This is a genomic window from Kribbella caucasensis, assembly GCF_004361855.1.
GTDB lineage: Bacteria > Actinomycetota > Actinomycetes > Propionibacteriales > Kribbellaceae > Kribbella > Kribbella caucasensis.
In genome coordinates this window covers 217375-242549 of sequence record NZ_SNWQ01000010.1, presented here as the reverse complement: position 1 = coordinate 242549, position 25175 = coordinate 217375, and the positions used below count along the sequence as shown (strand labels likewise).

Below are 25175 nucleotides of genomic sequence, written 5' to 3'. Positions count from 1 at the left end.
AGAACCCGTACGCCGATGTTGTAACGGGCACCCGTGTCGGTGGTGTGCAACCGCATGGCAGGCGTGTTCTCACGGCCAATGGCGTTGGAATCCGCCTGGCGAGGTGAGGGCACGACTCGCAATCTCGCGGTCCGGGTGCGGCTATTGACGTTAGGCATCGCGCGGCGCAGCCTCATAACAGCAGCAAAGGGGGACCCATGCTTCAGTCCGTGCGCCTTTCCTCGATCGGGGCCGTCTGTGCGATCTCCACCTCGTTCTGTTTCGTGCTGGGGGCCGTCGCCATGGGGATCAGCGGGGTCGACACTCTCATCCCGGACACCGGCCAGCAGGGCCGCTCCTGGATCACGGATGTGGACGGCGCCAGCGGGCTCTTTTTCGCGGGTGCATGGCTCATCGTCCTGATGGGGTTTCTGGCGATCGTGGCATTCGTGGCGTTCTACGACGTCCTGCGGGACGCCGGCCAGATGCTCGTGCTGGCACCGGTCCTGGGCGCTGTCGGCATGACGCTGGTGACCGTCTCCCACCTGGTTCCCATCGCGTTGGCCTACGAGTTGGTGCCGGCGTACACCGACGCCGCCCCCGCCACTCAGTCGAGTCTGGGCGGCGTGTTCGAGACCTTTGCCTCGATTGCCGCTGTCACCAATGCTGCGGGCAACTTCCTAGGCTGGGGTGTGGCGCTACCGCTCTACGCGCTGGCGATTTTCACGACGCGAGCGCTGCCGCGGTGGATCGGATGGCTTGGCCTATTCGTCGCAGCTTTCGCCGGATGGCTCGGATTGCTCAGTCCCGTGTCGGATGTGATCAGCGGCATCTCCTTCCTCGGCTTCATCGGCTTCTTCGTGTTCATGGTCAGCATGGGTATATGCCTGCTCCGCCGACGCGCGACCACCAGCGCCGGTGGAACCCGTAAAATGGCGTAGCGCGGCGACCTTGCTGTTGATCGTGGGGGGCGGCTGCGAGCGCGGAAGGGAGTGCGGGTGCCAGCAGGCGGTCCTGCACCGCGGATGGGGCAGCGGGAGCGAGCGGAGCGGCTGGATGTGGGCGAGTTCGTGAAGTGGTTGCGCGAGGCACCGAACCCACGGCGGCCGCTCGCTGCCGGACGGCCGCTGGTGAAACCCTCCCGTCGTGAACTGCATGACGTGGCACGGAAATTCAAGGAACCGGTTAACCACCCGGCTAGATCGGCCGAACCCGCGCGGAGCCGCGAGTGGATGATCGTGCATCGGGGCACCTGGTGGATATGCGCCGGTCCGCCCGGGCCGACCGAGACGTCGACGCTTCGGCCTTCAGAAGCGACACGCCGGGGCCACCCAAGAGGCGGCTCACCGGCCCCACCCGTGCTCGGGTGTCGGTCCAAGGAGACCAACGTCTAGGAGTGGACCATGACTTCAACAGCAGATTCCGATAATTCGCCTCCGGGCGAATTCCAACCCGTTGGTGGCAAGCTCGAGCGTGGGCTCATCTGGGTTTTCATCGTCGTGCCTACTCTCGCGCTACTGCCAGGGATCTTCTTCGCCTGGGGCGGCTGGATCGGCTGGCGCGACATCGTCCTCCTGGTCGTGTTCTACGTGATCACCGCCACCGGCATAGGCGCCGGTTACCACCGAGGCTTCACCCACGGCTCCTTCAAGAGCAAGCGTGGCCTCAAGATCGGACTCGCAATCGCCGGCAGTATGGCGCTTGAAGGACCCGTCATCCGCTGGGTGGCCGACCACCGCAAACACCACAAGTTCTCCGATCGAGATGGAGATCCACACTCGCCCTGGCGCTACGGCACCACCGCTTGGGCGGTGACCAAGGGGTTCATTTTCGCCCACGTCGGGTGGGTGCTCTGGGGCGAGGATCGCGCTGACCCGAAGCACTACGCCCCAGACCTCCTGAACGACCGCGACATGGTTTGGATTTCGCGGCATTTCCGTGGATTGGCGGCGGTCTCTTTGCTAGCACCGGCGCTCATCGGCGGGCTTTGGGACAGGTCGTGGCACGGTGCCGCTACCGGATTCTTCTGGGGCACTCTGGTCCGCATCGCCCTGATGCACCACGTCACATTCTCGATCAACTCGATCTGTCATGTCACCGGCGAGAAACCCTTCGACGCCCGCGACCGATCGGGAAACGTCTGGTGGCTTGCCATCCTGAGTCAGGGCGAGTCATGGCACAACCTCCACCACGCCGACCCCACTTGCGCACGCCACGGTGTACTCAAAGGCCAGGCCGACGTCAACGCCTGGTTCATCAAGCGATTCGAACGGCTTGGCTTGGCGTACGACGTCAAATGGCCAGACCACGAACGCCTCGAGAAAAAGCGCGCGGCCGCCGCTTGACTTGATGAGCTCCAGCCATCCGCGACCGTACCAGAACCAGGCTGGAAAGTTGCTCGACGCAACTTATCCAGCGCCCCGCCCCGACGAGTGCTGACACGACACCGCACGTCAGGCCCTGCCGAGCTCCGGGATGAAGGCCGCGAGCGCGCCGGTGAGTAGCGGCGACAGGATGGTTAGCGCAGTCAGGGGGTTGCGCAGCAGCGATACGTCGAGGTGCAACAGGGCCTCGAGCCGGGCCCGGCTAGCCACCCATTCCTCGGTCGGTTGGCCGTCGGGCGGAAGGGGGTAGGCATGATCGACGATGCTGCGTGCGCAGGACCGCCAGCTTGCGGCCAGCGGTACGGCGAGTACAGACAGGAGCACGGCGAACAGCGCGCCGTAGTACAAAACGTTGACCGCCGGGAACTCCCCGGCTCGATCAGGATGGGCAGCGATGAAGGCGGCGCGCAGCGCGCCTGAGGTCACGATGGCGGCCACGACACCCAACGCGAACGCCCCGACACACAGGACGAGCAGGCTCCACAGGTTCAAGAGCTGTGCGATCACTTCCCGGTACGGCGCGGGCTCCGCGCGCGAGGCCGGAGGCGATGCCGCCTTCTCTGGCTTCGTCGCGATCGGTGAAAGTGACTCGATCCGGTCGTGGAGGGAGTGGCACGCCTCGTGCGCGAGCCAGACCAGAGCGAGCCAAGGAACGCTAGCGACCATCCCGGTCAACAGAACCGCGCGGAGGCGGAGCACCAAACTCTTGACGGGCACATCAGGGAACCGGCCGCCGGCCAAGCTGAGGAAGACGAAGAAGGCGCCGATCGCCGCTGCCGCGATTGCGACATACACCCAACGGCGGCCCGGGGTCGCCACAATCCCCCACTTGCCGCCTTCGGCCAACACGCGGGCCGCCGTCAGCAGCATCCCGAGGAACAACAGGATCGCCGCGGCAGCAACCATCCGCCAGACCGTCCAGGGCACACTGCTGACGAAGTCCTTGCTGTCCTTGGTTCCGGTCGAGTCATCAACGCCGAGCGCCGCGGCACCAGCGAACAACAACCCGACCGTGCCGATCGTGACCACCGGCGACCCCAGCCGCCTCGCTCGTCGCTCGCGTCGCATCGCGCCCCCCACCCTTCTTGAGCCTCAGCCATCGAGGAAGGGGCGTCAATGGGCCGAGACTGAACCGCCGACAACTTTGCTGGGTGAACCCTGTGGACTATCCAGGCAGCCGGCTGACTCTGCCGATTGCCACCGGCAACCACACCCCACCACCGAGCGCCCGCGAGCACATCCATCCTCAGTGTTGGAGGCTTGTGCCGAGGCAGCCGGTGATGGCGGAGCGCAGAGTCGTGAGCGGATCAGTGGTGACGGTGTGGCTGCGCCAGGCGACGTGTCCGTCGGGACGGATGAGTACGGCGCCGTCCGGTCCGATGCCGTACAAGTCGTGGAAGGTCCCGGTTGGATCCTCGAAGTCGGCACCGCACCGCAGGGATACCAACGGCCCGCCAGCCTCTGCTTCTGTTGCTGCTCCGTTCCACGCGTCCCCATCCGCGCCCACCAGCAAGGTCAAGTGAGCGCCGAACAGGTCATGGGCGGACAGTCGGCGACCGGAGCGGCAGACCTCGACGTGCGGGGCTCGCTCGCCGGGGCGAGCCGATTGACGGAACTCCCCGACCTCGTCCTCCTCGACAGGACTCTGCTGGACGACCTCCGAGCGGTACCTGACGCCGAGATCGTTGGCGAGGCCGTCGGCAACCGATCTGCTGCTGTCGCCCATCGACCGGAGCGTGTTCCGCACACCAACCGGCCGCCGCTCCGCCTGGTAGCTGTCCAGTAGTGTCTCGCCGCCCCAACCTCGCACAGTCCAGGCCAGTTTCCAGCCGAGGTTGTGGCCGTCCAGGAATGCGGTGTTCATACCCATCCCACCGACGGGCGTCATCCGGTGCGCGGCGTCGCCGACCAGGAAGACCCGGCCCTCACGGCTGCGTTCGGCGACCTGGGCAGCGAACTCGAAGGTCTGAACGGCGAGAACCTCGAGCTGCAGGTCAGGTAGACCGGTGGCCGCACGGATCAGCTCGGTACAGCGCTCGACCGAGTAGTCCGTCAATTGCTCACCGAGCTCGGGGTGCCACTCCCGCCCGTAGACCCAGCGATCGCCGGAACTGGTAGGCAGCAAGACACCCGCGGCCTCTGGGGCCTCGATCCTATAGAGCGCACAGCGACGCTCGCCCAGCGTGTCCCACAAGTCGGCTCGGAACAGCGTGCTGACGAAGTCGCCCAGGTTGTCCGGGCCCTCCATCCGCAGCCCAAGACCAGTACGGATCGCGCTGCCGGCGCCGTCAGCGGCAACGACATACCCAGCCCGAAGCGTGCGCACTGCGTCTGTACGGCGGTCGCGCAGCGACACGGTGACACCGGTGGCGTCCTGGTCGAGCGAGACGACCTCGGTGCCGAAGAGCAGCTCGCCGCCGAGCTTGCGGAGGTGCTCCGCCAGAACAGGCTCGAGGTGGTCCTGCGGGCACAGGCACGGAGCCGTGGGACTGATCGACCGGAGATCGTCGGCGGACGGGACACCCATCGGCACCACAGTGTGGCGGCCGGCGGCCAGCGTCGCCGACACCGACATCTGCGGCTGGATGTCCATTCCGCCGGCTCGAACCTCCTCGTCCAGCCCCCACGACCGAAGGACCTCCATCGTCCGCGTGCTGACGAACGTCGCGCGCGGGAAGATCGACGTACCGGGGTGCCGTTCGACCACGACCGGTGAGATTCCATGGCAGGCCATGCTGATCGCCGTGGCGAGACCCGCGGGTCCCGCACCCACGACGAGCACCTCGACGTGCTCGACGGTGCTCGACGTGGACCTCCGATCCGCTGTCACGGCCGACTCACCGGGTAGTCGCGAGGTTCCGGAACGAACGGCAGCGAGTACTGCGCGGCCGAAGCGAAGGCGATCGCGCGCAGAGCCGCCATCAGCCGGGAACGCCATTGGGAGGGCCGTGGCTCAGTATCTTGTCCCACCCGCAACTGGTCTGCATGGCGCCGATGGCCGACGACAGGGGCCTCGGCGGCCGCTACCACGTAGTCGAATCCGATGATCATGGGAGTCCTTCCGGTCCGGACCTCGTCAGGATGCGAGGTCTACAGGTCCGAGACTCCACTTGCCGGGCTGCTGGCGGATCCGTGGCCGCTACGGACTTAAGGCATCCCTGTCAGCCCCGATCGCGCGACTTGCATAGGCGACGAGATCGGTACGACTGGTGGTGCCTGTCTTGGCCAGCAGGTTCGTGACATGGGTCTCCACCGTGCGTGGTGACAGGAAGAGCCGCTCGGCGACCTGCTGGTTAGTCAGCCCGTCGGCGACCAGGCCGAGGACGTCCATCTCGCGGCTGGTCACTCCGATCGCCCGCAACGCAGGCGGTACTGCGGCGCTACCGCGGCCGCGGCGCACGGTCACACCGGCTCGCCGCAGCTGGGTCCGGCAGGTCCGAGCGAGCTGCTCGTCACCCGCGGCCTCGAAGGCGGTGAGGTCCGCCCGCAACATCGCGACCGGGTCGCCCCAACCGTCCGCGATCATCGCCTCAGCGGTCAGCAGCCGCAGCAGCCTGCGCCACCAGTGCTGACCCGGCAGACTCCCGTTCCCAGCCGCCAGCAGGGCAACCGCCTCAGCCGACCGGCCCGCTCGTCCAGCGGCGACCGCATCGGCGAATTCGAGCGCGGCTCGATTGATCGCTCGCATCACCGGCGGAGCGTGCCGTAGCGCCTCGCGGGCCTCGTCTCCCCGGTCGTCAAGCACCGTCCGGACCAGCGCCCACAGACCCCAATGGCCGATCGGAGCCGACGAGCCATGGGCTGCCAGCGCATCGATGCCGAGGTCGAGCAGGTCCCTGGCACGGGGCAGGTCGTGGCCGACGAGTGGCACCATCGCCTCGATACAAGGGCGCGCGGCGGTCGCCTCGAACGGCGCGTCGGGTCGCAGCGCGGCAGCATCGAGAACCGCCGTCATCGCTGCCAGATCACCGCGTACGCCGGCTCCGGCCGCAGCCATCATCTCGACCATCGACTGCACCCGGTACAGCCGGATCCCCGCGGCCAACTCCGCAGTACGGCGGGCGATCACGGCGCCGGCTGCCGGACCCTCGACCACCAGGGCACAATCGGTGAGCAGCTGGTCGATGTCACACACCCGGCCGAGCATCCCGCAATCGAGCGCCAGCCGGCGTGCTTCGAGCAGCGTGTCCGACGTGTCCGACTCGAGCAGCTCGGTCGTTCCCAGAGCGAGCAGCGCGCTGATCCTGGCCGGCGCGAGACCATGATCCGCGGCGATCTGCGCGGCACGCCGGAAGGCGGCCGCCGCGGCTTGAGGATCCGTTTCACGGGCGCAGCGCCCCAGTACCTCGAGTGCAGCGCAGCACTGCTCGGGCAGACCATCGCGCTCCGCCTGATCGACCGCACGACCGGCGAGCCGTGCGGCTTCGACGATCTGACCGTTGCCGAAGGCCACATCTGCGGCGATCGCGGGTGTCCGGGCATCCGCCGGTCGTCCGGCCCGCTCGAGGTAGCCACTCGCCCGCTGCCAGCGACCGGCCGCAACGGCCGCCTGGGCCAGCTGGAAGCACAGGTCGGCATGCTGGTCTCCCGACATCTGCCCGAGGCCCGCGTCACCTGTCGCGAACGCGGCATCCATCTGGCCTGACAAGGTTTGGACCCGGACGCGATCGGCAGCGAGACCGGGCTCGTTCGGTGCAAGCCGTACTGCGTGCTCCAGCTGCTCGTCTGCAGTGCTCAGGGCTCCGACCGCGATCGCCCGCCGGGCGAGGTCGGTCAGCAGTTGTGCCGCCCGGGGTCCGTCACCCGCAGCCACGAAGAGCTCTACCGCTGCGGCCAGGTCGTCAGGAGTAGAGCCGGTCCGGTTCGGCCGAGAGACGAGGGCCTCAGCCGCACGGCGGGCCAGCACACTCTGGTCGCCGGGCCCGACCATGGCCAGGACAGCATCCCGGATCAGCCCGTGACGCCAGCTGAGCCGCCCGGGCGACCCGGTCGGCACCAGAAGATGACTGTCGGCAGCGGCGCGCAATCACTCGAGGACGGAGTCCTCATCCAGCGCGGCCACCAGCGGAAGCAGCGCCCAGTCGACCTCACGGCCCAGTACGGCGGCGGCGTGAACGACCTTGCGCTGATCCTCGGTCAACGATCCGAGGCGGCGGGCCACCAGCGCCGCGAGTCCCGCCGGAACCAACCGGCCTGACTCCGCAGTGAGGTGCTGGACCGACCCGACGGGCGTCAGAGCACCCGACTCGACCAGCCCCGCCAGCAACTCCTCCACTACGAGTGGTACGCCTTCGGAACGCGCAACGATCAGCTCCTCGAAACCGGGTGAGAGCGACTCTTCCTGCCGGAGGCGGCTGGAAATGAGACCGACTATGTCGTCCCGGCCGAACCTGTCCAGCGCAAGGGCGAGCACGTTCTCGTTCAGCATCAGCCGGTCCCGGTGCCACCGCTCATCGGTTCGTGCCGCGCCGACAGCGAGGATCCGCGACGTACCGACGGCGCCGGCGAGGAACTCGAGCAACGCGAGACTGTCGGCATCTGCCCAATGCAGGTCGTCCAGCACGACCAGGCACCCCGCGTCGCCGCCGACCCGGCGCAGCAGCCGGACCAAGCCTTCTCCAAGGACGACCACGGAGTCCACCGCCGGTTCGGTGGCGGCTTCCGATCCGGACCAGCCGGGGATGAGGCGCGACAGCGCGGAACGGAAGGGCCGCAGCTCCGGAGACTCGGACATCGTTGCGTCGCGCAACTGTCCGAGGAGCGCATCCACCAGCGGGCGATATGCGCCACCCTGCGGGACCGCGCGACCCGACAACACCGTGAGGCCGGCTTCCCGCGCATAGAGCGCCGCTTCACGAACCAGTCTCGACTTGCCGATGCCGGCCTCGCCAGTGACCAGCACTACACCGCCCGTACCGGCCCTCGCCTCATCGACCGCGCGCCGGAGTACGGCCACCTCGATCTCGCGGCCGACCAGTGCAGACGGACCCAGCGCCGCAGTCACGACACTCAGTACACCCCAAGAGCCCAGCAGGTGAACAGGGCTGCAGAACGCCCGGGTGAGCCGCATCCGGCGCGGCTAACTCCGTAGGCGGCACGGATGTCTCGTCGCGCGGCGGCGCCGCACTCTCATAGCGACACCACAACCAGTACAAGGAGAATTCAGATGCGCAGCATCCACACCGCCGCGGCCGTCGCCACGGCCATCTTCGCGGCCACCACTGTCGGCGGAGCCCTCGCCGGCGGGTCGTCCGACGGAATCGAAGTACTCAATCTCACGGCTCAGACCGAGCAGTTCGCCGTCATCGACGTCGGCACGCCCGGGCCCGTGCTGGGGCTGGGTGACCAGATCATCAGCTCCGACAAGGTCTTCCGCAACGGCAAGGCCGCCGGCACCGACGCAGTCACCTGCACTGTGGTGAAGGCGACGGCACAGACGCTCACCTGCAACTGGGTGATGACGATCGCTCTACCGGAAGGACTGCTGACCCTGCAGGCCATGGCGGACGGACCGACCGGGCCGCCCAGCGAGCCGACCAAGATCACCTTCGCGGTGACCGGCGGCACGGGACGATTCCGTAGCGCCCACGGATCCGCCGACATCACCGACAACCCCGGCGGCACCGAGCAGATCGCCGTAAGACTCACCCGTTGACCGCACCCGTGATCCTCGCCCAGCGGCCTGCGGGCGCCCGGGTCGACCAATGACCACGACCTGGGGTTGTTCGAGATCGGGGCTCAGGCTGGGCCGTCCGGTGCCGGCCGGACGACCGGTCGGGCTCACCAATCCGGGGTGACGTCCTTCAGGTACCCGGATCGCGTGACGCGATGCGACGCGGGTCGATAACTTTGATCCCCCGCGGCGCATCAAGTAGGTGTCCTAAGGGGGGCATCGTGAAGTCTTTTCACATCATCCGTTCTGTCAGAATCCGTCTACCTATCCCCGCCACGTGCTCGAACTCGCCGCCGTACCGGTGGGAGCGATCGCTGTCCCGGCGATCGTCGGCGCCGGCTCTGCGCCCACTGGCTTGTTCCTGTTGTGTCCGAAACCTCGGCACGCGAATTCAGGTCTGGCAATGAAACGTCATTCGTTCGTGGGCAGTCTGTTGACCGCAACGCTGGCGACAGGTCTGCTCCTCGTGGGGAGCACATCTGCGTCAGCCCAGACCCCGGCCCAGGCTGTCACCGGCAGCACAGACCACAAGCGCCACGCCACCACGGTCCGGCCGCCGGTGCTCAGCAAGGCACGGGTCACCTGCCACGACGGGGGCCCCAGCGTCGTGGCCAAGCTGCGCAACCCCAACACGACGGTCCAGCACTACATGGTCGGGATCACACCGGACGATGACGACTACGTTGTGACGGTGGCCGCCCACGGCACCGAACTCGTCCAGTTCGGCGCCCCCAACGACGGCACCTACCTGCTCCGGGTCCAGAACGCCGACGGGGACTTCGTCGCCCAGACCCGGGTGCGTGTGCTGTGCGATGCCACGCCGCCGACCGGCACACCAACCGCAACGCCAACCGGTACGCCGACCGGCACACCAACCGCAACGCCAACCGGAACGCCGACCGGTACGCCGACCGAAACGCCTACGAGTACGCCAACCGCATCGCCATCGGAGACGCCGACTACGTCGCCGACGACCGGCACGTCGTCCGCGACGACCGCCGTGCCGTCGACCCCGGTGGGCGTGCCAACCGCGGTGGAGGCTGGTCTTCCTGGCCCTGTCGCGCAGGATGACTCCTACCACGGCCGGACGATCGTCGCCGCCGGCCTGCTGGCGGCCGTCGGCATCATGATCGGCCTAGCCTCGCTCCTGGTTCGGCGACGCCGCGGACTGCACCAGCTCTGACAGGAAACGCCCCGCATGGGCAGAAACCGGCGTACACGCCGCGACCGGCCGACCTCATCACTTCTAGGCCCGCCGGTCGTGGTGGCCGGCGTCCTGCTCGCGTTGCTGGGCGGGTGGGTCGTGTTCGGCCGGCCGGCCGGCGATGAGGCCGCCCTACCGTCCGAGACGAACGCGCCGACAAACCAGCCGCCCGCAGGTCCACAGACCTCGCCGTCCTGGCCGCCGGCCGCGCGCCCGCCGACAATCCCCCAGACGTCACCGACGACCAAGCCGGTCACACCGACCACGAGCCCTCCGGCTGCCCAGTCCGAGAATGCCGGCCAGGGCGGTCCGAGGCGAATCCTGCTCCCACAGATCGCAGTGTCGGCGCAGGTGATACCGATAGCCGCCAAAGACGGCTCTCTCACACCGCCGTCGAACCCGCGCGTCGTGGGCTGGTGGTCGGGCGGCGCCCGACCCGGGGCCAAGATCGGCTCGGCCGTCATGACCGCGCACACCGTCCACACCGGCGGTGGCGCCTTCGACGATCTCGACAAACTTCGAGTGGGCGCCATCGTGACCGTCATGACCAGCACCGGCCCGATCACCTACGTCACGACCTCGGTGACGAACCACCCCAAACGATCACTCGCGAAGCACGCCGCGAAGGTCTTCGACCAGACCACCCGCGGCCGGCTCGTACTCGTCACCTGCGAGGACTGGAACGGCAAGGTCTACCTCAGCAACGCCGTCGTCATCGCCGAACCAGTCCGGTGACCACGAACACATCACCAACACCTGCGGCGCGACCAGCGCATCGCCGACACCCCCCGCGATGCCGAAGCCCGCACCGAGTACCGCATCTTGGAAGAGCGTCAGAGGCATCGCGGTACTGCTTGCCGCTGGCGCCGTTGTGGTTGCGATCGTCGGCAATGCCTCGCGGTGAGTAAGGGCCCGCGGGTTAGTCGCATCGCCGCAGACATCGCCGGGTCGCATAGCCGCGTCCTAGTACTACAGCCGTAGATCGTGATCGCGTTCCAGGGCGAACCATATGGAAACGGGTTCCGGCGGCGAGGCTGAGCCAAGCGAGTGCCCGGCTCAGCCAGCAAGCCACGACGGACGCGCGTGAACGCCCGAAGCGCTTCGCCGACCTCACAACTCCGGGATGTGCCAGCCCCAGCCCGTGAGGCCACCGCCGGCGCATTCGACGGCAACCCCCCGAACGAGCAGCATAGTCACCACACCACCCCGGAGAACCGGGTCAGGCTCCTCACCGATAACTCCATCCACCATCAGAACGATGCAGACACCCAAGACGCGAGAGATCGAGGCTAGGACCAGTGCGACGGGCGGATCAGCCGGGGCGGGAGCGTCGTACCGGCGTCGCCGCGTGCCGCGTTGACCTGCATCTGGGTCAGGAAGATGCTCCGCGCCAGGTCGGCGCCGCGCAGGTCGGTGTCCCGGAGATCGGCACCGATCAGGTCGGCGGCCGTGAGATCGGCCTGACGCAGGTCGGCGGCGGTCAGGTAGGCGCTGCGCAGATCGGCGCCGCGGAGGTCGGCGCCGCGCAGCTTCGCTCCGATGAGGTCCGCGCCGCGGCGGTTCATCGGTGTGGGCGAGACGCCGGCACGGACGAGCTCGCTGGTCCGTAACAGCAGGTCGTTGATCCGTGAGCGGTGGGCGGACACGTCGAGCTCCGCGAGCGACTCCGGGCTGCCGAGGGTCAGGCGATCGGTATCGTCGAGCGCACGCCTGAGCTCGCCGTGGAGGGGACGTGCCAGTTCCAGCGCCTCGGTCAGGTACCAAAGCAGCTCGTGTAGCAGCCGCACCACCGCGAACACCTCGAACATCTGCGCGCCCGAGTCCGCCGCCTGCCGCCAGTCGCGGCCGCCGAAGGTCACCTGCGTGACCTTCTGGCCGGCGCCGAAGCAGTCGTACACGGTGCAGCCGGGGAAACCACCGTCCCGCAGCCGCGCGTGGATGCCGCAGCGGAAGTCATGCTTCAGGTTCGGGCACGGTTCACCGGCCGGCTTGTCGATAGCGAAGTCGGCGGACGCGGTCAGCGTCAGCGCCACGCAGCACAGCCCGGCGCACTGCGCGCAATTGGCGCGCAGGTCCGAGCGTCGTACGGGCTGGTGGGTAGCGGGCATGTCCCTGTCGAGGCTAGCCGTCGCGTATGCGTGGCTGCATCATCGCCTCTCGCGCGAATGAAGCAGCCACTGGATGCCCGGAGTCGATGGCGATTTGATAGGCCCGCTCCGCCCCGGCGAAGTCGCCCTGATCCTCACGGAGCACCCCGAGGTTGAACGCCGCCTTCGGGGCCAGGTCGGCGTGCCCGGAGTCAATCGCCAGCTGGAAAGCCAGCTCCGCCCCGGCGAAGTCCTTCCGACTGTGACAGAGCACCCCCAGGTTGACCGCCGCCTGCGGGGCCTGGTCGGCGTGCCCGGAGTCGATCGCCAGCTGGTACGCCTGCTCCGCCCCAGCGAAGTCTTCCCGCCCTTCGCGGAGCACCCCCAGGTTGACCGCCGCCTTCGCGGCCAGGTCGGCGTGCCCGGAGTCAATCGCCAGCCGATACGCCCGCTCCGCCCCAGCGAAGTCGCCCCGCCCCTCACAGAGCACCCCGAGGTTGACCGCAGCCATCGGGGCCATGTCGGCGTGCCCGAGGTCAATAGCCAGCCGATAGGCCCGCTCCGCCCCAGCGAAGTCGCCCCGCCCCTCACAGAGCACCCCGAGGTTGACCGCAGCCTTCGGGGCCTGGTCGGCGTGCCCGGAGTCGATCGCCAGCCGATAGGCCCGCTCCGCCCCGTCCTGATCGTCATGGAGCACCCCGAGGTTGACCGCTGCCATCGGGGCCATGTCTGTGTGCCCGGAGTCGATCGCCAACTGGAGGACCTGCTCCGCCCCAGCGAAGTCGCCCCGCCCCTCACGGAGCACCCCGAGGTTGACCGCAGCCTTCGGGGCCTGGTCGGCGTGCCCGGAGTCGATCGCCAACTGATAGGCCCACTCCGCCCCGGCGAAATCGCCCCGATCCTCACGGAGCACCCCGAGATTGAACGCCGCCTTCGGTGTCCGGTCGGCGTGCCCGGAATCAATCGCCAACTGATAAGCCTGCTCCGCCCCGGCGATATCGTCCCGCCCGTGCTCGCCCGACTTCGTCACGGCAGCCCCCAACCCAACGGCGCGACATTTCGCGCCATTCTTCATACGGTACAGAACATTCGCCCGAACACGACCGTGCTGCCAATGCCAACGAATTGTGGAACGACGGACTTCTACCCGGGCGAGCTCTTTGAGCTTGACGTGAATCACCCGATAGGCGGCGATGGACGCCCACCTCGCCGGCTGGGACGGCACGTCGCCTGAACCGCACGCCAGGCAGGAGCTGGACCTGCCGGAAGGTTCGGTAGCCGGCCACATTCGTCAGTTCGCGCTCGCGCTCGGGGTCGCCGGCCGCTGCCGCGCCCTGCTGCTGCTGAAGCGCGTGACCGACGACCACCGCACTGACGACGCGCTGAAGGTCATCGACCTCGAGACGACCGATGGGCACGGCCGGCTCGCAGACGCGGTCCCGGCTCGGGAGTCCGTCGAGCAACTCGCGGCCGGCTTCGCGAGGTACGCAAACTAGGCCCGGACCGGGGCTGCGCTCAGGGGCGCAGCCCTGGTTTTGGGTTTGATCCTCCTCGGTCCACTGTGGATCTATCGTGACTGGCCGCCTGACTCTGGGGCAGGGTGCCCCTGGAGGTCAGAGCAGGCTTCGCATCGGACAGTCCGCACAGCGCAGCATCTGGCTCCTCGGAGCAGGGCACCCCCCCAATCCCCTCAGCCAACGGCCGACGTCCATGGCGCTGTGGACTTCAGCTCTTGAGCTCGATGCGTGTGGTTAGGGTGCGTGTCCCTCCTCGGACACGTGGGGGTTCAAGTCCCTGGGGACTTGAACCCTTTCCCATCCCGCTCGGTGTTGGTGCTTCGACCTGGCCTGTTGCTCCTCATTGCGCTCCGAGTCGATGCCCGGCTGCCCATTGCTTGCTCTCGGCACGAGTCTCGTAGCAGTCCGGGCAGCCCAGAACCCGGAACGGGAAATCCCGGACTCCCGGAGCTGCTCAGCCCCGACCTGGATCAACTTCCGTGCTCGCACTGTGAGTCGGCGCCTTGGCGGTTCCCTCCCTCGGCCGAGTGCCATCGTGGGGTTTGCTACCGGTCCACAATGACCGGCCTAAGAGCCTCGCCGCCCTGATTGCCACCAGCGGCGTCACACGCGAGTTACCGCACGCGCGCTGCCGCCGCCCGGCCGCGGCAATCCGTCGCCGACAGATCACTTCACGGCTCCTTGCATCAGCGCCTTGACGAAGTTGCGCTGGAAGATCAGGAAGATCACCAACGAAGGCAGGATGATCAGCAGCGATCCGGCGCAGAGCAGCACGATGTCGGTGCCGTACTGGCCCTGGAAGGCGCCCAGCCCACCGGCCACGGTTCGCTTCGTCGGGTCGTCGACGAGGACGAGGGGCAGCAGGTACTGGTTCCAGCTGGCGAGGAAGAAGAGCACAGCCAACGCGGACCACGCGGACGTGGCGAGTGGCAGGTGGATACGGCGGAACGTCTGCCAGGTGTTTGCGCCGTCGACCTTCGCGGCTTCGGTGAGCGCCTGCTCGGCGCCGAGGAAGTGCGCGCGCATCCAGAAGACGCCGAACGGCATGAGCAGCCCGATGAGTGGCAGGACGATCGCCAGCCGCGTCCCGAGCAGTCCCATGCTTTGAAGGTCGTAGTACAGCGGGGTGATGAGTGCCTCGAACGGCAGGGTCAGCCCAACGAGCAGAAGGCCGTAGATCGCCTTGCCGAAGGGCACGTTCAGCTGGGCGAGGGCGTAGCCCGCGGCGGTGGCCATGGCGACCGTGGCCGGGACGACGCCCAGCACGATGAGCGTGCTCGAGCGGAACAGAGCGAGGAAGTTCGCCGCGCTCCACGCGTCCACGAAGTTGTTCCAGTGCGGGTCGCTCGGCCAGCTCAGCCCCTGGGGCGTGCTGCCCGGCGCCGCGAGCGCCGTGGTGAACATACTCAGCAGCGGCACGATCGCGAAAAGCATCAGCGCGAGCAGGATGGCGGTGCGCGTGACGCGGTGGGCCACCGCGGACGTCGTCATTTCTCCCTTCCAAGACGCTGGATCGGCCAGATGACCACCAGCACGAGGGCGGCCAGGAACACCGCGAGTGCCGAGGCCTGGCCGACGTGCTGTTGCAGGAACGTCAGCCGGTAGATCTCCACGCCAGGCACCATCGTCTGGTAGCCGGGGCCGCCCTGCGTTGCGATCTGGATGACGTCGAAGCTCGCCAGTGCCGCGATCATCGTGAACGTCGTACACACGACGAGTTCCCTCCGCAGCCCGGGCAGCGTCACTGCGAAGAACTCGCTGATCCGCCCGGCGCCGTCCAGCCGGGCCGCCTCGTACAGCGCTGGATCGATCTTGCCGATGCCCGCGAGTAGCAGCACCGTGCAGAAGCCGAGCATGACCCAGACCCCGATGACGCCGACCGCGGGCAAGGCGAACGTGAAGTCACCGAGCCACGCCCGGGTGTGCTGATCGAGGCCGACCGCGCGCAGGACCTCGTTGACCAGACCGTCCGAGGAGTACATCCAGGTCCAGGCGATGCCCGCCGCGACCAGTGGCAGCACCTGCGGGATGAACAGCACCACCCGGGCGGTCGTGCTGAACGCACCGGGCCGGAGTTCGCGGATGAGTGAGGCCGCGACCAGCCCGAGCCCGACCGGCAGGACCGTGTAGAAGATGATGAGGATGAACGCGTGCTCCACGGAGTGCAGCAGCTCCGGCTGGGTGAAGATCGCCTTCCAGTTGTCCAGCCCGGCCGGCGTCGCCGGGCCGATGCCGTCCCAGTCGTAGAACGAATACTGAACGGACTGGAGCATCGGGAACAGCACGAACACGGCGTACATGCCGAACCCCGGCGCTACCCAGAGCAGCGCCCTCCAGTGCCGGGCCCGCCGTGTGGTTCGGCACGGTACGACGGTTTGCGTTGGGGCTGACGCGCTCGACGGTTCCGCCATAGGCGAAGCCTGCCGCATCACCGGCGGGCTCGAGATGCTCCGCACGGCATCACCTCCGGGTCGGTTCGCCGGGATCATCGCCCGAGGTCTCGCTCGTAGTCGGACTGCACCTTGGCCGCGTACGCCTCGGGCGTCGTCTTGCCGGCCAGCAGCAGCTGCGTCTGCGGGATGAGGCTGTTGACGTGGATCGAAGCCGTCGCATCAGCCATGAAGCCGACCAACCCGTTGCTCTTCAGCAGCTCCTGGAACGCGCTCACGGTGGCGGCGACCGCCGACCCCTCGGGCGCGGTCGGAGCGGGGGCGTCCGCCGGGCCCGCGGGCACGAGGCCGCCGAGGGTCACCGTGTCCTGCCGCGCCTGCTGGCTGGTCTGCACGAAGTCCAGGAACGCGGCCGCGACGTCGGAATGGGGCGACTTTGCCGGGATCCCCAGGTTGGCGGCAGCGGTCATCGCGTACGACGGGCCACCGGCGTCGCCGGCCGGGAAGAGGAAGAACCCGAACTGGCCGGCCCCGGCCTTGTCGAGTCCTGGCGCCTGCCAGTTGCCGCTCGGGAAGAACACGCCGTTGCCTCTGATGAACTCGGCCGGCGCCCGGGTCTGGTCGATGTCGTTCACGTCGGCCGGCAGGTATCCCGCCTGTCCCCAGCGCTGCAGCGTCGTGGCGGCCTTGACCGTCGCCGCGTTGTCGATACTCGCGCCGGTCTTGGCGTAGTTCCAGTCCTGGACGGCTTGTGCGTCGCCCGCGGAGGACATCACCAGGTTCTGCAGTGGATAGACGCTGCCGCCGTCCTTGCCGTTGATCATGATCGGCTGCAGCCCGGCGTCCTTCGCCCTGGCGAGCAGCTGCTCGAACTCGGCGACGGTCGCCGGTGGCCGCGTCATGCCGATCCGCTGCGCGAGCGCCTTGTTGTAATACACCCCGGTCAGGCCGAAACCGGCGCCGGCCGCGTAGAGCGAACCCGTCCCGCGCTGCTTGCCGTCCGGCCCGACGCGGGTGGAGGCGAACTGCGACTGCGGCCACTTGTCCCACCCGTACGCCTTGGCATAGGGGTCGAGGCTGGTCAGCAGGTGGTCCTTGATCAGGTTGCCCAGCTGCGAGACGCGGACGAGGTCGGGCACGTTGCTCCCGGCGAGGATGTGCGCGATGTTCGTGGTCAGGGTGGCGTAGTCCTGGTTTTCCACCTTGACGGTGACGTTGTCGTACTTGGCGTGGAACAGCTCGCCGAGGGCGGTGTAGAACGGGACGTCGACGCCGCTGTTGACTAGCAGCTTCAGCGTGACAGGCTCGCTGCCGACGCCGGTGGACACCTCCTTGGACGGGCCCGGACCGGCTTCGGAGTTCCCGCCGGGTGCACAGGCGGCGAGGAGCAGTGCAGCGGCCGCGGCGATGGCGACCACCCGGACGGTTCCGCGGTACTGGGTCAGTGATCGCACGAGAACTCCTTCGAAGGCTCGTTGGGGTGGCTGGACTGGAAGGCGCGACGGACGGCGTCGCCGGCCACGCCGACGGCATGATGCGCGTCGGTCATGACGGCGAACATCTCGAAGAAGCCATGAATCTGGCCTGCGTACTCGTGCAGCTCGACCGGTACGCCGGCCGACCTCAGGCGCCGGGCGTAGTCCTCGGCCTCGCCGCGGAGGAAGTCGTGTTCGGCAGTGATGATCGTCGCGGGCGCGACGCCGTACACAGACTCGGCGTGCAGCGGAGACGCGTACGACGCCTTGCGGGCCGATGGGTCGGGGACGTAGGTCTCCCAGATGTGCTCGAGCCGCCGGTAGCTGTTGGAGCCGAAGCCCGGCCGGCCCGCGAAGCGGGCATACCGCTGCTGGAACGCGATCTTGTAGTCGGTGTCCTCGGTGCTGTCGAGCACCGGGTAGACGAGCAGCTGGGCCGCCAGCTCGACGCCTTCATCGCGCGCCTTGAGCGCCGCCGCCGCGGCGAGATTGCCGCCCGAGCTGTCGCCACCGACGGCCACGCTGTCGAAGTTGCGCCGTGCCCACGTGATCGCGGTCCATGCGTCGTCGAAGCCGGCCGGGAAGGGATGTTCGGGCGCGAGCCGATAGTCGATCGACAAGACCGCGCAGGCGGCCCGGTTCGCGAGAGCGCGGGCGACACCGTCGGCGGTGTCGAGGTCGCCGTGCATCCAGCCGCCGCCGTGCGCCCAGACCAGCACTTCTCGTTCCCCGCCGGTGGGCCGATAGAGCCGGCCCGGCACGCCGTCCGCGTCGATCGACTCAACGGAAGCCACCGGCACGGGCTCGCCGGTCACCGCCAGGACCTTCTCGCGTGCGTCCGCCCGCACGATCGCGATGTCGGCGCTCCATGGATCGGGCGACGGACCGGAGCTGTCCAGGAACGCCTGGACCTGCTCGTGCGGCCGTGGCGGAGGGTCCCCATCGCGGCCGACCGAGGCCCCCCGCCCGAACACTGCGCTCATCGGATCCGTCCTCTCGTTGCCATCATTCCAGACTGAGTACTCAGTCTGTTTTGCAAAAGCTACCGAGTACTCAGTCAGTTGTCTATGCTTGGCGGCGACCGTCACGACCACTGCGAGGGAGATCGACCGTGCGCGCCGCCCAGAAGCCCAAGACCTCGGCCAAGGGCCTCGAGACACGGGAGCGCATCGTCGACGTCGCCGTGCGATTCATCGCCCGCAACGGGGCACGCGGCACAAGCCTCGCCGACATCGCGGCCGAGGCGGGCGTGTCACAGACCGGACTGCTGTATCACTTCGGCAGCAAGGAAGCACTGCTCAACGCCGTACTGGACCGCCACCTGGCCTTCACCGAGGAATGGCTGTGGGGCGACGGCCCCGACCCCGGCGTCAAGATCGTGAACATCATCGCCAGGCACATGGCCAGCTGGCCGAGCCAGCACGACGACACGGTGTACAGCCTGCTCGGCATGAACACCGTCGTGCTCGGGGAGAACGTCAGCCCCGACACCGACCTCCACCCGCGCCTGGTCGAGGGCTACGGGACGACAATCGATCGCGTGACGGCGACCCTTCGCGCCGCACAACAGCGCGGCGAGATGCGCGACGACATCGACCCGCGGCTCAAGGCAATGGAGATCATCGCGTACTGCTATGGACTCGAGGCCGCGTGGTTGGTGAACCCGACGATCCCGGTCGCCGACGCAGCCGCCCAATGGGCGGCTCAGCAGACCACGCAGATGGCGACGTCCTGACGACACGCATCCCTGGAGCCCGGCGTGTGGTCAAGGTGCCACCGTCCGAACAGCCACCGGAATGACCCGATTCCGACCAGGCCGGAACACGCGTTGCCGCACCCGACCAGGCCACGCGCGTACGACCACGTGGTCGTGTGGCACCTGTTCCAGCGTCTCGACTACGGCTACGGAGGCCGCCGTACCAGACGATCAACTCGAACCTGCTCGCCGGACGGTACCGGCTGGTCCTCAGCGCGATAGCAGCCTCACAGGACTGGGACTTGGCCTCACGGGCGCAAGTCATTTCTCGACCAGGGCTCCCTCGCGGACACGTCAGCAAGTCACACTCCTCCACCCCTGGACGGCCCAGCAGCCCGCTGCCCTACTGGATTTATAGGTCCAGCAGCCCGCCGACCTACCAGAGATGAGGAGGACCCGCCGTATGTTCGCCTCCGAACGCGAGCCTCCGTCCGCTCCCAGGCCCGGGTCCGAGACCCGCACCGCGCTTGAGCCCGAGCCAGGGTCGGCGCGGCGCGGTCGACCGCGGAACCCCGAAGTCGAGGCCCGGATCATGCAGTCCGCGATCGGCCTGTTGCTGGAGCGCGGCTTCGACAAGATGACCATCGACGACGTCGCCGCCGCGGCCGGGGTCGGCAAGGCCAGCATCTACCGCCGCTGGCCGGGCAAGGCCGAGCTCGCCGAGGACGCTCTGGCCGGGCTGTTCGATGTGCAGATCCCCGACCCAGACACCGGCACCTTGCGCGGCGACCTCGAACATGCTTACCGCGACACGCTGGCATTCGCCGCCACCCCAGGTGGCGTCGAGTTCATCCGGCTCGCGGTCACCGAGGCCTGCCGTGCGCCGGCAGCGGCCGCCGCGTACCGCCGCTACCTTCGGCACCGGGCCGACCTGACCGCCGCCGCGCTGGACCGGGCCCGGCGGCGCGCCGAACCAGTTCGCGCCGACGCCGACGCACAGCTGCTGGTCGAATGGCTGGCCGGGGTGCTGATCGTGCGGGCGATCACCGGCCAGCCGATGCCTGCGGTCGAGCACGCCGGCGCGCTGGTCGATATCACCCTGCACGGCGTCACCATCCGAACACGACCCGACAATCCCCGCAACGCCTGACAGCGGCCTGAGCACCGGCAACCGGCACGACGGCAGGCCGAGTTCGCCGGGCTTCGCGGCCAGGCTCCCGACTGGACATCAGGTGGCCGGGACGCCGAGTTGGGCTGGTATCCGCCGGCCAGCGTGCCCGGGTCTCGAACCGCGCCAGGGTTGTCAGCGCGCAGCCTGTTGACCCGGCGTGGTCGTGGTGCTACCGAGGTTGGTGGTACGTCGTCGACGCACCCGTGGCCGCTCCCGGGGTGCGACTGACTTGGGGGTGTCGCGCGGGGACCGGTCGCGCTCGCACGTGCACCGGGAGGAACCCCATGCGCACCGTGTCCACAGCCTCGCGCCGCCGAGGCCTCATAGTGGCGATCGTCGGGGCGGCACTCGTCGCATCGACGCTCGCCGTCTCCAGCGCCTCCGGCGCTCCCGAGCGGCAACAGCAGCAGAAGCCGAAGGTGTCGAAGGTCGCCGCCTTCGACCGCAGCAAGCCGTTGCGCGATCTTCAGGTCGTCGCACCGCGAAGGACCGGAACCAGCCCTGTCGAGCGTGGCGCCGTACCGCGGGACACCGGGTACAGCGGTGATGCCGCCCTACAGACCACACCGGCAGCGGGTGACGCGCCGACGCTGATCCAGTCGTTCGAGGGCGTGCCGAACATCCAGCAGGTCTCACCGCCCGACCCGGTAGGCGACGTCGGTCCGAACCACTACGTCGAGATGGTGAACCTCAGCTTCGCGATCTACAACAAGTTCGGCACGAAGCTGTTCGGACCGGCCGACCTCGGCACGTTGTGGCAGGGCTTCGCCATCCCCCACTGCTCCGACAGCGCGGGCGACCCGATCGTGCTGCACGACCAGTTCGCGGACCGCTGGATCCTCACCCAATTCACCGCCCTCGGCCCGAACTACTGGAACTGCATCGCGGTATCGCAGACGTCCGACCCGCTCGGCGCCTACTTCCGGTACGCCGTACCGACCGGCCTGAACTTCCCCGACTACCCCAAGTACGGCGTCTGGCCGGACGGGCTCTACATCAGCACAAGGGAGTTCGACCCGGACGACAACTTCGCCGGCAACGGCGCCTACGTCGTCAACAAGGACCAGCTGTACGCCGGTGATCCCAACGCCGCAGTGGTGAGCTTCCTCCTGCCACCGGGCAATACCCCATGGCTGCGGGGCGACGGCCTGCTGCCCACCGACTTGGACGGCAACCAGCCGCCGCCCGCCGGTACGCCGAACTTCTACGTCGGCTCGATGGACGACGGGGCACAGTACGGGGCGCCGGCCGACGCACTGAACGTGTTCGAGTTCCACGTCGACTGGGCCACGCCGGCCGCATCGACCTTCACCTTCACCGGATCGTTGCCGGTGGCATCGTTCGACTCGATCTTCCCGTGCCGGGGCAACAACTCCCGCGCGTGCATCCCGCAGCCGGGGACCAAGAACCTGATCGACGTGTTGTCGTATCGGCAGCGGCCGATCTGGCGGCTGGCCTACCGCAACTTCGGCACGCACCAGGCGATGGTGACCAACCAGTCCGTCGAAGCACAGCCCAAGCTCGCCGGCACTCGCTGGTACGAGCTGCGCAACACCGGCTCCGGCTGGAGCGTCTTCCAGCAGGGCACCTACTCGCCCGCGGACAAGGTGCACCGCTGGATGGGCAGCATCGCCATGGACGAGAGGGGCAACATGGCGCTGGGCTACAGCGTCTCCAGCCAGCAGGTGTTCCCGGGTGTCCGATTCACCGGACGGCTCGCCACCGCACCACTCGGCACGATGCAGGCCGAGGCGAGCATGATCGCAGGCACCGGATCGCAACTGGTCAGCAACCGCTGGGGCGACTACACGTCGATGAACGTCGACCCGGTCGACGACTGCACCTTCTGGTACGTCAACCAGTACTACCGCAACTCCTCCAACAACGGCTGGCAGACGAGGATCGGCTCCTTCGCGTTCCCCGGCTGCAGCTGACGCAGACAGGCCAGGCGGATCCACCGGCTACTGCAGTGGATCCGCCTGACGCAAGACGGCCTCAGCCGGCACAGCCGCCTCAAGCACAATCGCGGCAGGCGCGGGGAGCCGCCTTGGCCGAGCCCGTTGCGCTGTTGAAGGAGGCGAACCTGTTAATGGTGATGAACCCAGCCAATTGTTTTCGGAAGGTCGCGGTCAGATCGTCCGCGCGGGTGAAGTCCCCAAGTCCAGAGGCAAACTGCGAGGCGCTGGGAGGTGTCTAAGTGAGTGTCCAGAGGAGGACATCATGAAGACCACCAACACCATCCGCAGACCGATCCGAACCGCACTGGCCGTTCTCGCCGTCGCCGCCGTCCCGGTGGGCGCGGTCGCTGTACCGACTTTCGCCGGCACCGCCTCCTCCGCGACGATCCGGACAGCAGCGACAACCACCGCCTGCCCGTCCGGCTGGGGCTCGTTGCCTGAATCAGGTCATCGTGCGGGCAACCTGCTTTACGACCGTTCCCTGAGCAACGTCCGCGCCGGCCGGCACGCCTGCTTCGACCGCCTGGTGATCGACATCCGCGGCGGCTCCCTGAGCTACGACGTCCGCTACGTCAAGGCCGTGTCGATGGACGGTTCCGGGGCTCCGGTGCCGTTGCGCGGCGGAGCGAAGCTTCAGGTCATCGTGCGGCCGCCTGACTACACGCCGGCGGGTCAGACAAGCTACTGGCCGGCCAATCGACGCGAACTGGTGAACGTCACCGACTACCGCACGCTCCGCCAAGTCGCCCACGCCGGCAGCTTCGAGGGCCAGACCACCCTCGGTGTCGGCGTTCGTGCCCGGCTTCCGTTCCGCACCTTCACCCTGGCCGGCCCGGGCAACGACAGCCGCATCGTCATCGACATCGCCCATCGATGGACGGCCTCCCCCGCGACCACCGCCTGCCCGTCCGGCTGGGGTTCGCTACCCGAAGCCGGAAGGCGGTCCGGCACCGCCGCAAGCTACGGTGCCCTGACCAACGTTCGGGCCGGCCGGCACGCCTGCTTTGACCGCGTCGTGGTCGACGTCCGTGGCGGCTACCTGAGCTACGACGTTCGGTACGTGCCGGTCGTCTCCATGGACGGCTCCGGGGACCCCGTGCCGTTACGCGGCGGAGCCAAGCTTCAGATCATCGTGACGCCACCGGACTACGACGCCGATTATCAGTCGACCTATCGCCCGGCCAACCGGCGCGAACTGGTGAACGTCACCGGTTTCCGCACGCTCCGCCAGGTCGCCCACGCCGGCAGCTTCGAGGGCCAGACCACCCTCGGTGTGGGCGTCCGCGCCCGGCTCCCGTTCCGCACCTTCACCCTGGCCGGCCCGGGCTCGAACAGCCGGCTCGTCATCGACATCGCCCACCACTGGTGATGAACACCGGTGCTGGCGACGTACTGCGCTGCCGACTTCGTACTCCATTGCCGGTGACGCTGCCCAGGTGTGTCTCACGCCTGGGCAGCGGCGGTCGTTGCCGTTCGCTCGTGCATGTTCGAATGAACGCGTGCACACTGACGAGCCGGCGCGGGTAGTGCCCGTCTGACGGAGTCAACTGATCACTGCGCGCATCAGCCGACGCTTCACCCTGGACCGCACCCCTGTGCTCAATCGTTGGTGAAGGGCTACTGTCCATGAGTAGCAGCGAAGGCCGGGACGGTGTTCGTCAGTCGCCAGACCGGGATCGCCTGGGGACGGTGAGCGGCGTGGAGAAAGACGACGACGGCAGCGTTGCCGAGATGTTCGCCGAGTTCGCGATGCGACTGCACAGCCAACCCACCGTCGAAACAACAGTCGAGTCGATCGTACGGTTCGCGCTGCAAGCCGTCGGCTGCGATCACGCCAGCCTCGTGCTGGTCCGCCGCGGCAGTCATCTCGAGGTCGCAGCTGTGACCGACCCCCTCGCCGAACAGGCCATCCGCACGCAGCTCGACTGCGGGCAAGGACCGTGCCTGGCTGGAATCGCGGACCGAGTGAGCGAACTCGTGCCGGACACGCTCACCGAGCATCGCTGGCCCACCTGGGCGTCCGCCATGGTCGAACTCGGACTCCGCAGCGTTCTGAGTGTCCGAGTCCACGCCGACGATGCGGCCACCGGTGCCCTGAATCTCATCGCGGAGAAGCCGTACGCCTTCGGCCGCGACGAGGAGGCCACCGCACACATTCTCGCGCAGCATGCCGCCGTCGCCGTCGCCACTGCCCAGCAGACAACCACCTTGTCCCTCGCCGTGGACGCCCGAAATACCATTGGCCAGGCTCAAGGCATCCTGATGGAGCGCTACAACCTCACTCCAGACCAGGCATTCGATGTACTCCGCCGATACTCACAACAGAACAACATCAAGCTCAACGCGGTAGCCCGGCATCTCATCACCACCCGAAAGCTCCCCGACATCCCACGTACGACGGATTCACCGAAGTAATCGCGAACGGTGTCCGCACGCACCATGCCCTGGGCGCATCGGCTTGCTCAACATTCGGTTGCGAACTGACCACTCTTTGAACGTCAGTGCGGCTTACGCGAAGGCGATGGCGTAACACTGGAGGCAAGACGGTCGACTCTGCGCGTCTTGTTGAGCCCACCCCCCCGGCTCCAGCCGCCAGGGCCGGCCGTCTCCGCGGGAGCACCCCGCCACCTGGTAATCGCTG

At 68.0% G+C, this 25175-nt stretch carries 22 protein-coding genes; 11 read left to right on the top strand and 11 right to left on the bottom strand.

All coding sequences use genetic code 11. From position 1 onward, the window contains the following. Positions 1-197: 197 nt before the first annotated feature. Positions 198-920: a DUF4386 family protein gene (locus EV643_RS21940; protein WP_133801978.1), complete on the top strand. Its 723-nt coding sequence runs from the start codon at positions 198-200 to the stop codon at positions 918-920. 462 nt (positions 921-1382) lie between these two features. Beyond that, positions 1383-2324 carry an acyl-CoA desaturase gene (locus EV643_RS21935; RefSeq protein ID WP_133801977.1) on the top strand — a complete coding sequence of 314 codons (942 nt, stop codon included), beginning with the start codon at positions 1383-1385 and terminating at the stop codon, positions 2322-2324. Positions 2325-2432: 108 nt separating this feature from the next. Here EV643_RS21935 and EV643_RS21930 read toward each other — a convergent pair whose 3' ends face one another. From EV643_RS21930 to EV643_RS21915, 5 genes are all read right to left on the bottom strand, one after another. Then, positions 2433-3431 carry a hypothetical protein gene (locus tag EV643_RS21930; protein ID WP_133801976.1) on the bottom strand — a complete coding sequence of 333 codons (999 nt, stop codon included), beginning with the start codon at positions 3429-3431 and terminating at the stop codon, positions 2433-2435. A 178-nt stretch (positions 3432-3609) separates the two neighbouring features. Next, a complete protein-coding gene (locus EV643_RS21925) occupies positions 3610-5193 on the bottom strand; it encodes an FAD-dependent monooxygenase (RefSeq protein ID WP_166665534.1) in 1584 nt (527 codons plus the stop codon). After that, positions 5190-5414: a hypothetical protein gene (locus EV643_RS44235; protein ID WP_166665533.1), complete on the bottom strand. Its 225-nt coding sequence runs from the start codon at positions 5412-5414 to the stop codon at positions 5190-5192. The genes EV643_RS21925 and EV643_RS44235 overlap by 4 nt, the downstream gene beginning before the upstream one ends. An 88-nt stretch (positions 5415-5502) precedes the next feature. Next, on the bottom strand, positions 5503-7359 hold the full coding sequence (locus EV643_RS21920) for a LuxR family transcriptional regulator (protein ID WP_133801974.1): 1857 nt from the start codon (positions 7357-7359) through the stop codon (positions 5503-5505). 30 nt (positions 7360-7389) lie between these two features. Continuing rightward, positions 7390-8367, bottom strand: a complete 978-nt coding sequence (locus EV643_RS21915) for an ATP-binding protein (RefSeq protein WP_166665532.1) — start codon at positions 8365-8367, stop codon at positions 7390-7392. A 162-nt stretch (positions 8368-8529) separates the two neighbouring features. On the opposite strand from EV643_RS21915, the gene EV643_RS21910 reads away from it, so the two are divergent. The 3 genes from EV643_RS21910 to EV643_RS21895 all read left to right on the top strand — a co-directional run bounded on the left by EV643_RS21910 (position 8530) and on the right by EV643_RS21895 (position 10975). Continuing rightward, the gene (locus EV643_RS21910) at positions 8530-9018 is read left to right on the top strand and encodes an allene oxide cyclase barrel-like domain-containing protein (RefSeq protein WP_133801972.1); all 489 of its coding nucleotides are present in this window, start codon (positions 8530-8532) and stop codon (positions 9016-9018) included. A gap of 421 nt (positions 9019-9439) precedes the next feature. Continuing rightward, on the top strand, positions 9440-10219 hold the full coding sequence (locus tag EV643_RS21900; RefSeq protein WP_133801971.1) for a hypothetical protein: 780 nt from the start codon (positions 9440-9442) through the stop codon (positions 10217-10219). 15 nt (positions 10220-10234) lie between these two features. After that, positions 10235-10975, top strand: a complete 741-nt coding sequence (locus tag EV643_RS21895; protein ID WP_133801970.1) for a class F sortase — start codon at positions 10235-10237, stop codon at positions 10973-10975. A 554-nt stretch (positions 10976-11529) separates the two neighbouring features. Here the strand turns inward: EV643_RS21895 and EV643_RS21890 are convergent. Next, positions 11530-12348 (bottom strand): pentapeptide repeat-containing protein, encoded by an 819-nt coding sequence (locus tag EV643_RS21890; RefSeq protein ID WP_133801969.1) that lies wholly within the window; start codon positions 12346-12348, stop codon positions 11530-11532. A gap of 13 nt (positions 12349-12361) precedes the next feature. After that, positions 12362-13357 carry a tetratricopeptide repeat protein gene (locus tag EV643_RS21885; RefSeq protein WP_166665531.1) on the bottom strand — a complete coding sequence of 332 codons (996 nt, stop codon included), beginning with the start codon at positions 13355-13357 and terminating at the stop codon, positions 12362-12364. Positions 13358-13520: 163 nt separating this feature from the next. Here EV643_RS21885 and EV643_RS44230 point away from each other — a divergent pair, with 163 nt between their 5' ends. Continuing rightward, positions 13521-13823: a hypothetical protein gene (locus EV643_RS44230; protein WP_166665530.1), complete on the top strand. Its 303-nt coding sequence runs from the start codon at positions 13521-13523 to the stop codon at positions 13821-13823. Positions 13824-14510: 687 nt separating this feature from the next. Here EV643_RS44230 and EV643_RS21880 read toward each other — a convergent pair. The 4 genes from EV643_RS21880 to EV643_RS21865 all read right to left on the bottom strand — a co-directional run bounded on the left by EV643_RS21880 (position 14511) and on the right by EV643_RS21865 (position 18692). Then, positions 14511-15335 carry a carbohydrate ABC transporter permease gene (locus EV643_RS21880; protein WP_133801967.1) on the bottom strand — a complete coding sequence of 275 codons (825 nt, stop codon included), beginning with the start codon at positions 15333-15335 and terminating at the stop codon, positions 14511-14513. Beyond that, positions 15332-16144, bottom strand: a complete 813-nt coding sequence (locus tag EV643_RS21875; protein WP_202869682.1) for a carbohydrate ABC transporter permease — start codon at positions 16142-16144, stop codon at positions 15332-15334. The genes EV643_RS21880 and EV643_RS21875 overlap by 4 nt, the downstream gene beginning before the upstream one ends. Positions 16145-16329: 185 nt before the next feature. Then, complete coding sequence (locus EV643_RS21870) at positions 16330-17688, bottom strand: ABC transporter substrate-binding protein (protein WP_133801965.1); 1359 nt, start codon at positions 17686-17688, stop codon at positions 16330-16332. Next, positions 17676-18692: an alpha/beta hydrolase gene (locus tag EV643_RS21865; RefSeq protein WP_133801964.1), complete on the bottom strand. Its 1017-nt coding sequence runs from the start codon at positions 18690-18692 to the stop codon at positions 17676-17678. Before EV643_RS21865 ends, EV643_RS21870 begins: the two co-directional genes overlap by 13 nt. 128 nt (positions 18693-18820) lie before the next feature. Between EV643_RS21865 and EV643_RS21860 the strand changes: the two genes are divergently transcribed. From EV643_RS21860 to EV643_RS21840, 5 genes are all read left to right on the top strand, one after another. After that, a complete protein-coding gene (locus tag EV643_RS21860; RefSeq protein WP_166665529.1) occupies positions 18821-19444 on the top strand; it encodes a TetR/AcrR family transcriptional regulator in 624 nt (207 codons plus the stop codon). A 424-nt stretch (positions 19445-19868) separates the two neighbouring features. Continuing rightward, positions 19869-20555, top strand: a complete 687-nt coding sequence (locus EV643_RS21855; protein ID WP_133801962.1) for a TetR/AcrR family transcriptional regulator — start codon at positions 19869-19871, stop codon at positions 20553-20555. A 305-nt stretch (positions 20556-20860) separates the two neighbouring features. After that, the gene (locus EV643_RS21850; protein WP_133801961.1) at positions 20861-22510 is read left to right on the top strand and encodes a hypothetical protein; all 1650 of its coding nucleotides are present in this window, start codon (positions 20861-20863) and stop codon (positions 22508-22510) included. Between the two features lie 286 nt (positions 22511-22796). Continuing rightward, complete coding sequence (locus EV643_RS44990) at positions 22797-23903, top strand: AMIN-like domain-containing (lipo)protein (protein WP_202869681.1); 1107 nt, start codon at positions 22797-22799, stop codon at positions 23901-23903. 329 nt (positions 23904-24232) lie between these two features. Next, a complete protein-coding gene (locus EV643_RS21840; protein ID WP_238165711.1) occupies positions 24233-24949 on the top strand; it encodes a GAF and ANTAR domain-containing protein in 717 nt (238 codons plus the stop codon). The last annotated feature ends 226 nt before the right edge of the window (positions 24950-25175 follow it).